The organism is uncultured Kiloniella sp. (genome assembly GCF_937128705.1).
Lineage (GTDB): Bacteria > Pseudomonadota > Alphaproteobacteria > Kiloniellales > Kiloniellaceae > Kiloniella.
The window spans coordinates 1-10,197 of sequence record NZ_CAKZMP010000012.1 but is presented as its reverse complement, the minus strand read 5'-3'; the positions used below and the strand labels follow the sequence as shown (position 1 = coordinate 10,197).

Genomic DNA, 10,197 nt, shown 5'->3' with positions numbered 1-10,197 from the left:
ATTTCTTCTGCAAGCTTTTTACGGCCTGTTGGATTGATCCGCTCGCCAATAATACAGAAAGGATCATCAAAACCAATTGCGATCTCTTTGGTCGCTGAACTAAGGATCGTACGGGTCATATCGGTGCGTCTCCGGTAAAGTAGGGTATTAACCCAAAAAGTTATAAACAATAACCCCAATTATTTTCGGGGTTTTATTATTAATTATATATAGACTGGCAAGCGTACAGACGCCTGCGCGACACTATGTAGCCCAAAAACGCTCTTAGGGCAAAAGAGACAAAATAATTTACTTTTAAAGGCGTTGTTTTCCTTTTGAATTTGGATAACATTTTGTTGCGACAATTTTGCCATTCGCATACTTTAAAGATATATATTATAATCATCTTAATGTTTGTTTATTGAGTAGATTAAATGCACCAGCCGTACACAGAGATTACAGAAGAAGCCATACATACTATGGTGCACAGCTTTTATGACAGGGTTCGTAAAGACCCGATGTTAAAAGACGTCTTTAATAATAGCATTGGTGATCGGTGGGATCCTCATTTGGCGACGATGTGTCGCTTCTGGTCTTCGGTTTTATTGACATCTGGTCAATATAAGGGAAACCCGATGATGGTTCATATGAAGGTTGACGGTATTAAAAGACATCTGTTCGACCGATGGTTAGAGCTTTTTCGCGAAACCAATTTGAATTTGTTTACGACAGAAATTGCTGACTTTATTCAGGAAAAGGCTGAACGAATTGCCCAAAGCTTGATGTTGGGTATTTTCTATAAACCGGAAGACGTGAAAGTTGGTACTTAACGAATATCGCGGGAATATCTAATTATTAAGGCGAATAGAAAAGGGCTGGAAAAACACCAGCCCTTTTGTCTTGTCTTTTGTACAATCTTTAATAATTGCACTTAACCATTACGGACCTGAGACAAGAAAGTATCCAGTCCTTGTTGAAGGTTCACAGATTGGTGTGACAGACTGCTAGAGGCTTTTAGTATTTCTTTCGCGGTCTCGCCTGTATCTGCGGCTGCTTGCCTGACGTGCTGGATGTTGCTGGAAACTTCGCGGGTTCCTGCAGATGCTTGCTCAACATTTCGGGCGATTTCCTGTGTTGCAGCCCCTTGTTCTTCAACGGCTATGGAAATGGCATCGCCGATTTCATTCACTTCACGGATAGAGTTTCCAATGGCTTCCAGAGCTTTTGCGGCATCTTCTGTGACGGACTGAACATTTGAAATTTGCCCGGATATTTCTTCGGTCGCTTTTGCCGTTTGATTGGCAAGATTTTTTACCTCGCTTGCTACAACGGCAAAACCTTTTCCGGCTTCGCCAGCACGGGCCGCTTCGATGGTTGCGTTAAGCGCAAGAAGATTGGTTTGCTCTGCGATGCCAGTAATTAGCTCAATGACTTTACCAATCTCATCTACCGAGCTGACGAGGGTTCCAACGGTATCGTGCGCGCCATCTGCTTTCTTGACAGCTCCGGCGACGACCTCTGACGATCTGCCGACTTGACGATTAATCTCTCGTTCAGAAGCTGAAAGTTCTTCGGCAGCAGCAGCAACAGTCTGTACGTTAGAGGCGGCTTCATCTGATGCCGCCGCAACGGATGTGGCCTGTTGCGATGTGTTCTCCGCTGTGGTTGATAAAAGTTGGGCTGATGCTTCCATGCCAGTCGCGGCGTTGCTGACTTCTCTAATGGTCGAACCAACCTGGTTTTCAAAATCGTCAGCCAATTTGTTGATCAGGCTCTTTCTTTCAAGCTCGGCCTGTTCTTCTCTTTCTTTTTGTCTCTTTTCCATTTCGTGAATTTTTTCGGCGTTTTCTTTAAAGACAAGAACGGCGCGGGCCATTTGTCCAATTTCATTTTTCCACTCTATTGCTGGTACCGTGATGGAAAGGTCGCCATCTGCCAACCGTGTCATGACTGAGGTGATAGCTGTTATCGGTTTGTTGAGGTGATTTCGGCTCCACCAAAGGTTCATACCAGACATAAAAAGAAGGAAGACAAAAACAGATGTCAGGGCAAAGGTATTCAAACGTTCAACAAAGTTGATTGATTGCCGTACCGATCCTGTATTCAGATCAATCCCTTCTTGAATAGCGGCATTAAGAATATTAATACCGTCCAGGGCTGGTTGATCATCAATTTTAACCGCTGAATCAATTTCTTGAGGTGATTTTCCTGCCTTAACCATTGCTTGGGCTTCGGTCAATTTTTTTGCATAATCATCAACAACAGAAGCAATCATTTTAAGGGCATCAGTTTCTTTTTTTGTTACCCCTAATTCTTGGTACTTACCAAGAGATTCTTTTGCCCTATTGATTGCATTATCGATTTTTGTAATACGATTTTGATCTTGGCGAAGAACGTAATTTTTAAATTGATGGACCATCCCGCCAAAGCCAAGAGAGTGCTGTAAGTTAGTAATTGCAAGCTGCTTGTTATAGTCAATTTGGCGAAAAGTGTCCCAGTGATGATTAATGTCTTCATTACCCTTGTGGCTAAAGTAAGTAGTGGTTCCGACGACACCGACAACAATGAGTAAGACTGCAGAAAAAATCATACCCAAATGTTTAATTTGGAAATTATTGATAAACATAGTGAACTCTTTCGAAAACTTATCACTTGGAAATTGAATGCGTTTATAACGCGCGTGGTACCACCATCCAGAAAAATAAAACGTATCCTGATTTTGACAAAGGTACGTTTTTGCAAATTTTCCAGCCCGTATTATCAAGCTGAAATATTAACGCATATTAAAAGTTGCAACTATGGATGGATTTATCTGAAAAATATAAATTCTATTTTATGTTATTAAAAACAATAAGATACGGTGATTGTTAATTCTTGAGTGTTTTAGTCGCGCTTTTCTGTCGCAGGCCGTGAGCTTAACCGTTTTGCTTTATTTGTTCGGCCTTAGGGTGATTTTATGTCAGCCCATATTTCTTTAGTTTCTCTGCGACAGTCGTGTGGGAAACCCCGAGCACCTTTGCAAGCTTCCTGCTGCTTGGGTGTTGTGGGTACAAGTTTGTGAAGAGTTCCTTTTCGAATGCTTCTAACGCTTCTTTGTAGTTGGTAATATTATCGTATGTTAGCTCTGAACCATGGGGTGATTTCAATGGCTGTGAATTGGAGAATTCTACGTCTGCAGTTGTGAGTTCTGTGCCTTCGCACAGTGACACGGCCCTAAAAATAGCATTCTCCATCTGGCGAATATTGCCGGGCCAAGGATGATTTTTAAGTAGCGCAAGAAGTTCATGTGAGATTTTGGGGGGTGGGCAGTTGACCTGTTTTGATGCTCTGTTTGTGAAATGTTGCGTCAAAAGGGGGATGTCACCCTTTCTTAGCCTTAGCGGTGGCAGAGTAATAGATAAGACGTTGAGGCGATAATAGAGATCCTCCCGGAATGCCCCCGTTTTAATCATGTCTTCCAGATGTCGATTGGTCGCACTAATGACCCGGACATTTACTTTGATTTCTTTTGTGCCCCCCACACGCCTGAAGATACCGTCTTGTAAAAACCTCAACAATTTTGCCTGAAGGTAGGGTGACAATTCACCAATTTCGTCAAGAAAGAGCGTGCCCGTGTCTGCGAGTTCCAGAAGGCCGGGTTTGCCGCCCTTTACAGCAGACGTAAAGGCACCGGGGGCATAGCCGAACAATTCGCTTTCGGCCAGACTTTCCGGTAAGGCGGCACAGTTCAGGGCAAGAAAGGGTTTTCTGTTGCGATTGCTGGTTTCGTGGCATGCGCGGGCAAAAAGCTCTTTACCTGTTCCCGTTTCACCCAGAATGAGAAGGGGGGCATCGACCTTTGAAAGCCGTAGGGCTTTCCCCTTTATGTTCTGCATAATTTCCGTTTCGCCAAGGATGGCATCAAAGCCCCGGGTTGCTTGTCGTGTGTCTAATGCGCTAAAGGCGCGACCAAGCTGTGCCGGTCTTAGGAAAATGAGAACGCTTCCTGATATTTTACTGTCTGATTTTTCTTTTGACGTGATTGGTTCTGCTCTTATCAGGTAGGTTTCGCCACCTAACACGGCCTCGGTTTCCGTTATGTGAAACGCAGATTGTTGTAGGGTTGCGATCAATGGCGTTTGCAATAGAGTATCCAGTGAGGCATTGCGCAATTTGGCTTCTGTTTGCTTCGTGATCGCTTGGGCGGCTTCGTTTGCTTGGGTGATATAGCCGTTCGTGTCAATTGCGATGACGGGTTCTGGTAAGCTGGATAACACGGCATGAAGCTGTAAGCGTCTGCGTTCTGTGGGCAAAAGATCAATAGCGCTGACCTCGTGAATTCCCGGCACTGACTTTACCGCAGAGGTCAGTGTTTCAAGTTCCGATTTTCTTAGGGCAGGAATGTCCATATAGATGAAGTGTGTTGTTACTTCCATATTACGGATATCTAGCCCGGATTTAACCAGAACATTCAAAACTTCATAGGTGATTCCTAATCGGTTATCACCCTTTAATTGTAAGCGCATGTAAAAAATTCCTTACGTAAGAATATATTTACATCATATTTTTGTTTAAAAATCAAAGATAATAAGGAAACAAAGAGTTGGTTGTATTAAAGGTGTAAGGAATATTTTACATTAATATATGTGCCATGGAGTTAACTGATTGATTTAGAACGATTTTATTTGTTGGCACGACTGTTGCTCTTATATGGGGATAACAAATGCTTCATTCTGGGAGAAGAAACAAATGTCTGATGTTGCTGGTAAAAAAGGCTTTGCAACCCGTGCAATTCATCATGCCTATAACCCTTTGGATCATCAGGGGGCTTTGAACCCGCCAGTTTATATGACATCAACCTTTGCTTTTGATTCCGCTGCCCAAGGTGGTCGCCGTTTTGCGGAAGAAGAGGGGGGGTATATCTATAGCCGTATTTCGAACCCGACACTTGCCTTGCTCGAAGAACGTATGGCCATTTTAGAAGGCGGTGAAGCTGCTCTGGTGACATCTTCTGGGATGGGCGCGATTACATCGGTTTTTTGGACACTCGTGAAGCCAGGTGATGAAGTTATCGTTGATCGTACCCTTTATGGCTGTACTTTCACGTTCTTTAACCATGGGCTGGAACGTTTTGGTGTTAAAATCCGTCACGTTGATCTGACTGATCCTGCAAAGTTGGCAGATGCAATCAGTGATAAGACCCGTGTCGTATATTTTGAAACCCCGGCAAATCCCAACATGCGTATCGTTGATATCGAAGCAATTTCAAAGGTCGCACATAGCAAGAATGCAACCGTTGTTGTCGATAATACCTATTGCAGCCCTTATTTACAGCGTCCGCTCGAGCTTGGGGCTGATCTGGTTGTACACTCTGCAACAAAATATCTGGGCGGGCATGGGGACTTGATGGCGGGTGCTATTGTTGGCTCTGCCGAGCTTATGCATGACATTCGCCTGATCGGTCTAAAAGACATGACGGGTGCGGTTCTTTCGCCACAAGATGCACAGCTTATTCTTCGTGGTTTGAAGACCCTGAGCTTGCGTATGGATCGTCATTGTAAAACGGCTAAGACCGTTGCGCGTTATCTCGAAGACCACAAGCTGGTCAACAAGGTTTACTACCCGGGCCTTGAAAGTTTTGAACAGCATGATGTTGCCAAAAAACAGATGTCTGATTTTGGTGGTATGATTGCCTTCGAGCTAGAGGGTGGTCTGGATATGGGGCAGAAGATGATTGATGCCTGTCAGATGATTGTTCGTGCGGTGAGCCTTGGTGATGCGGAAACACTTATCCAGCATCCGGCAACGATGACCCATTCGACCTATACGGAAGAAGAGCGTCTGAAATATGATATTACAGACAGCCTTGTGCGTCTGTCCGTCGGGTTGGAAGAAGAAGAAGATATTCTCGCTGATCTCGATCACGCTTTGGAAATTGCTGGGGGTGGTCGTAACGTAAGTGTTATGCCAAAAACGGCATAAAAACCAAAACGGCATAAAAAAGAGTAAGCTAGGGCTTCTTTTCTATCTAAAGAGAAGAGCCCTGGTGATTCAGCCTCATTGATACCAAAGCCTGGATTTTAATCGGGCGAGGCAAATAAGTTATAAATTTGGAGGGATGGTTTGTGGCCTTAAAAGATATTCGTGGTGTTCCTGTTTCCTATGGGGATCAGAAAGCAATCGATGCCATGGAAGACGCACATATTTGCGCGATGTCTTTTTATGGTGATGCCATCGGACGAATTGACAAGGTTCTCAAAGAACATCCCGATTTTATCATGGGCCATTGCTTCAAAGCGGCTTGGCTGACCCAAACTCTTGAAACCCGTATTTATAAAAGAATGGTTGCTGCCTTGAATGCAGCCGAAGCGCTTTGGGATAAAGCCAATGATCGGGAAAAGGGACATATCAGGGCTGTAAAAGCTTGGATTGAAGGGGATTTTTACGGGGCTGTTCAACAATGGGAAGCAGTTTTAACCCGCTATCCTTATGATCTTCTCGCGCTCCAATTGATCCACCTTACAGATGTTTTACTTGGTGATGTTGCGGGGCAACGCGATTGTGTCGCGCGGGTCTTTGCCCTTTGGGACGAAGATATGCCGGGCTATGAATTCGTTCTTGGGTTCTATTCATTTGGTCTGGAAGAAAATTCGGACTATCTACAGGCCGAAGAAATGGGACGTTTATCACTGGCGATCCGGCCAGATAATCCCTATGCGGTTCATTCTGTTTCTCATGTGATGGAAATGCAGGGACGACAGGCTGGTGGTATCAGCTTCATGCGTGATCGCGCACCAAGCTGGTCAAAAAGCCATTTTGCCAATCATCTCTGGTGGCATCTGTCATTGTTCCACCTTGATATCGGCCAAATCGACCGCGTGTTTGATGTTTATGACAATAACCTGCGAACACCACATCAAACGGTCGATAAGTACGAAGAGCTTGATGCCGCTGCACTGTTGTGGCGTCTGAAATTACTTGGTGTTGATGTCGGGGATCGTTGGGCATCCCTAGCCGATAAGTGGGAACCAAGTGCTTCTGACACGCTTTATGCCTTTAATGATGTCCATGCCATGATGACCTTTGTCTCTGACGGCCGTACCGACGCGGCGCAAAAACTTCTTACTGCGAATGAACGCTATATTGATCATGCAACCGATGCCAATACGGCCATGAGCCGTGAAATTGGGCTTCCATTTTGCCAGGCGTTACAAGATTTCGAGAATGAAAACTACAACAGCTGTGTTGATCGTCTGTTGGCTGTGCGCTATCGGACACACCGTCTGGGCGGAAGTCATGCACAGCGAGATATCATTGGCTGGACCCTTTTGGAAGCAGCCTTGAGGTCCAAACGCTATGATCTCGCATTGGCGCTGGCGAACGAACGCTGTGCGCTGAAAACCACATCTGTTCAGAATTGGAACTACGTTGCTCGCGCCCACAAAGGATTGGGCGATATTGCAAAAGCAGATAAAGCTGCGGCAAGGGCACAATCGCTGATGGCAGGATAACGCTCTTTCCTATATAGATCCAACAGGGTTTTATGATGAATTACCCGAGAGTTTGAATAAATCACAAGATATTCTCTCCGTTGCAGGTCAAGCTCCTGCCATAGGTATTGTTGTCGATTTAACAAATGCAACAATTAGCATTATTAGAGGAAACTATACAGATGCCGCATCACGTGCGGGATCTGTTATCGGGAATGGAAGTGCAAGAACGGCTACAGTTGCTAAAGTCGCAAATGAGGTTAATAAAGCTATTGAGAAAGCAGTAGATGAGGCAAGTATAAGATAGGTCCCTTATGAAAGTGTTATGTGAAATAAATAATATTCTTAAGTTAGATAATAGCTCAACTATTGATCGTTTGAAAAAATATATTCGATTATCCGATGGGGTGTTAAACATAGAGAAAAGCAAAGAGTACTGTGTATATGGTATTATATTTAGGGATAATTCTCCTTGGTTTTATCTATGCCTAGATGAAGATGATGAGTATCCAACTCCTTACCCTGCAGAACTATTTAGTATTGTTGATGGGCATCAGTCTTCATTTTGGAGACTATCTTATATCAGTTATCCAAATGGTGAAGTAACTTCTTTATTAGTTTTTGAGGAATGGTCTAAGGATATATCCTTTTATGAACGATTATTGGACGATGATCCTAAAGCTATTAAGGTATTTCGAAAATATCGTTCATTAATGGATGAAGAGTAGAAATCACGCCCGTATTATGCGGGCTTTTTTATTACTTACCCGCTTTCCTTCCTGGATCTCACCTTCTGAATTGAAACTAGAAGACGCGATTGAATTTTCAGAAAACTCAGATAGGTTAGTTGGTGTGCATCCTGAGACAGGCGAGTTTGATGTGTTTGCACCACACGAAGAAGGTAAATATCATGGTTATCAAGTCGAATGGGGTGAGCTAACGCAAAAGCAACAATCAGCCTTGCGAAAAGGTGGGTTTGTTAATTAAAAAGGAAAACTAATCCAGTGAGACAATATCAGCCTATTCCCAAAAAAAAGAAAATCGAAATTTTGTCTCAGCTAGATAAAGTTAAAGGCCGAGAATTATGTTTGCTTTTATTAAGCTTAAGCGAATTAGATGATTGGAGATGGGCTCAAGAAAAGTATCTTGAGTTTATTAATGACGAAGATGAATGGGTAGCTAAAGCTGCTATCAATGGACTAGGATATATTGCAAGGATTTCAAGAAATCTTGACAAAGATAAGGTTGTAAAAAAGTTGCAAGGACTCGTTCAGATAAGACCTAAAATGAGAAGCACAGTCGAGGATGCTATTAATGACATTGAGATGTTCTTGTCGAGGAAATAATAATTACAGGCTTTGATTGACCATTATCTATTTGCTTCCAAAACTGGGCTTGGTGGCCGAGCGGGATCTGGCGGAAGTTCTGTCGTATCTGCTGGATTATCCGCTGGTGAGGAAAGAAGATTTCCCCAGAGGCACTCTATCCCGAACGCTTTAATGTCAGCTTCCTCAAAGGGGCCGGGGGGCTTATTCTCGGTGAAGATACTGACAGCATCTTTGTTGCTCTTTGTGATCAATGCCCTACAATTGGCGAAGGAGCGCTGCGCATTGAAAACCACGTCCGTTCAAAACTGGAACTATGTTGCCCGCGCTCACAAAGGACTGGGCGATATTGCAAAAGCTGATAAAGCTGCGGCACGGGCACAATCGTTGATGGCAGGTTAAAGGCTAACTACTAAACGCTCTGATTTTATGGAGTTGCAGTCAACTGATACTAATGGTTGGTATACAATACCTGGCCTAAACAGTCAGCGTTCTAGGTACAGGTGAAGAAGGGCAAATCTCCCTTAGGGTTAACAGGAGCCTGTAATATTAAACATATAGAAGATAAATTTAAGTGGTAATATTCAATTAGAGATAGTGTTATGGAATTTCGTGAAAAGATATTTAAAATTGTTCAGGACTTTTCTGAAAAATATCCAGATTGCCAGATAACTCTTGGTGGGGGCGATGATTATCTATTAAGAAAACTTCCCGAAATACGTAATGATGATATATATCGGACATACATTGAACTTGAAACTAAGAGCCATGTAGGAGCGATTTATATTTGGGAAGACAAATATTATTTTGAGTACGAAATATATAATATTGAAACTGAACAGCGCGAAGATAAAGCTTTAGGTGAAATTATAAAATGGGAAGATATAGTTACAAATATTGAAATGGTGATAAAAAAGTCTCTTATAACAAAAAGGTAATTTTGTATGGAAAAATTATATGTTTTGTATCACGTTGAAGAAGTTGATGATTTTCGCGAGCGCGTTAAGACATTAGGCGTTTTTGATGATGAAAATAAAGCTGTCAAAGCAAAGAAAACATTAATGCTCAAGCCTGATTTTGTGGGCAAGGATGAAGGCTTTTTGATTGATTGCTTAGAGTTAAATCATACTAGGGTGTGAACCCAATTCCATATCTTGCTGTGTATGACTTTATGATTCAAAACTGGAACTATGTTGCCCGCGCCCACAATGGCCTTGGAGACATCGCTAAAGCAGATAAAGATTCAGTTCGGGCGCAATCTTTAATGGTTGGATAACGCTTTTATTTTGCCCCAGACATATAAGTGCTCAGGCTTTAGCGAACGGCGGCCATACTTTTCTGAACGATTTGTGTGATCGCGGACCAGTTCTTTTCAGCGACCAGATCTTTCGGGGCGAGCCAGCTACCACCGACACAGATAACAT

General features: G+C 43.1%; 13 protein-coding genes. 11 read left to right on the top strand and 2 right to left on the bottom strand.

Annotated features, from left to right (window positions below; translation table 11 throughout):
• Positions 1 to 413: 413 nt before the first annotated feature.
• On the top strand, positions 414 to 809 hold the full coding sequence (locus Q0241_RS00860) for a group III truncated hemoglobin (RefSeq protein ID WP_299371627.1): 396 nt from the start codon (positions 414 to 416) through the stop codon (positions 807 to 809).
• Between the two features lie 101 nt (positions 810 to 910).
• On the opposite strand, the gene Q0241_RS00855 is transcribed toward Q0241_RS00860, so the two are convergent.
• Together Q0241_RS00855 and Q0241_RS00850 are read right to left on the bottom strand one after the other, a co-directional pair.
• Entirely contained in the window at positions 911 to 2,605 is a 1,695-nt protein-coding gene (locus Q0241_RS00855; protein ID WP_299371624.1) for a methyl-accepting chemotaxis protein, read from the bottom strand.
• A gap of 328 nt (positions 2,606 to 2,933) precedes the next feature.
• Positions 2,934 to 4,484, bottom strand: a complete 1,551-nt coding sequence (locus Q0241_RS00850) for a sigma 54-interacting transcriptional regulator (protein ID WP_299371622.1) — start codon at positions 4,482 to 4,484, stop codon at positions 2,934 to 2,936.
• Positions 4,485 to 4,707: 223 nt separating this feature from the next.
• Here Q0241_RS00850 and Q0241_RS00845 point away from each other — a divergent pair, with 223 nt between their 5' ends.
• The 10 genes from Q0241_RS00845 (at position 4,708) to Q0241_RS00800 (ending at position 9,912) form a co-directional block, all read left to right on the top strand.
• On the top strand, positions 4,708 to 5,940 hold the full coding sequence (locus tag Q0241_RS00845; protein WP_299371619.1) for a methionine gamma-lyase: 1,233 nt from the start codon (positions 4,708 to 4,710) through the stop codon (positions 5,938 to 5,940).
• A gap of 143 nt (positions 5,941 to 6,083) precedes the next feature.
• Positions 6,084 to 7,469, top strand: coding sequence for a tetratricopeptide repeat protein (locus tag Q0241_RS00840; RefSeq protein WP_299371615.1), 1,386 nt, complete (start codon positions 6,084 to 6,086; stop codon positions 7,467 to 7,469).
• A gap of 52 nt (positions 7,470 to 7,521) precedes the next feature.
• Positions 7,522 to 7,755, top strand: coding sequence for a hypothetical protein (locus Q0241_RS00835; protein WP_299371612.1), 234 nt, complete (start codon positions 7,522 to 7,524; stop codon positions 7,753 to 7,755).
• A gap of 7 nt (positions 7,756 to 7,762) precedes the next feature.
• Positions 7,763 to 8,176, top strand: a complete 414-nt coding sequence (locus tag Q0241_RS00830) for a hypothetical protein (protein ID WP_299371609.1) — start codon at positions 7,763 to 7,765, stop codon at positions 8,174 to 8,176.
• Positions 8,166 to 8,435 carry a hypothetical protein gene (locus tag Q0241_RS00825; RefSeq protein WP_299371606.1) on the top strand — a complete coding sequence of 90 codons (270 nt, stop codon included), beginning with the start codon at positions 8,166 to 8,168 and terminating at the stop codon, positions 8,433 to 8,435. The genes Q0241_RS00830 and Q0241_RS00825 overlap by 11 nt, the downstream gene beginning before the upstream one ends.
• Before the next feature lie 17 nt (positions 8,436 to 8,452).
• On the top strand, positions 8,453 to 8,794 hold the full coding sequence (locus Q0241_RS00820; protein ID WP_299371603.1) for a hypothetical protein: 342 nt from the start codon (positions 8,453 to 8,455) through the stop codon (positions 8,792 to 8,794).
• Positions 8,795 to 8,810: 16 nt separating this feature from the next.
• Positions 8,811 to 8,948 (top strand): hypothetical protein, encoded by a 138-nt coding sequence (locus Q0241_RS00815; RefSeq protein ID WP_299371601.1) that lies wholly within the window; start codon positions 8,811 to 8,813, stop codon positions 8,946 to 8,948.
• 38 nt (positions 8,949 to 8,986) lie between these two features.
• Positions 8,987 to 9,175, top strand: coding sequence for a hypothetical protein (locus Q0241_RS00810; protein WP_299371598.1), 189 nt, complete (start codon positions 8,987 to 8,989; stop codon positions 9,173 to 9,175).
• A gap of 200 nt (positions 9,176 to 9,375) precedes the next feature.
• Positions 9,376 to 9,711, top strand: a complete 336-nt coding sequence (locus tag Q0241_RS00805) for a hypothetical protein (protein ID WP_299371595.1) — start codon at positions 9,376 to 9,378, stop codon at positions 9,709 to 9,711.
• Positions 9,712 to 9,717: 6 nt separating this feature from the next.
• Positions 9,718 to 9,912, top strand: coding sequence for a hypothetical protein (locus Q0241_RS00800; protein ID WP_299371592.1), 195 nt, complete (start codon positions 9,718 to 9,720; stop codon positions 9,910 to 9,912).
• Positions 9,913 to 10,197: the final 285 nt, after the last annotated feature.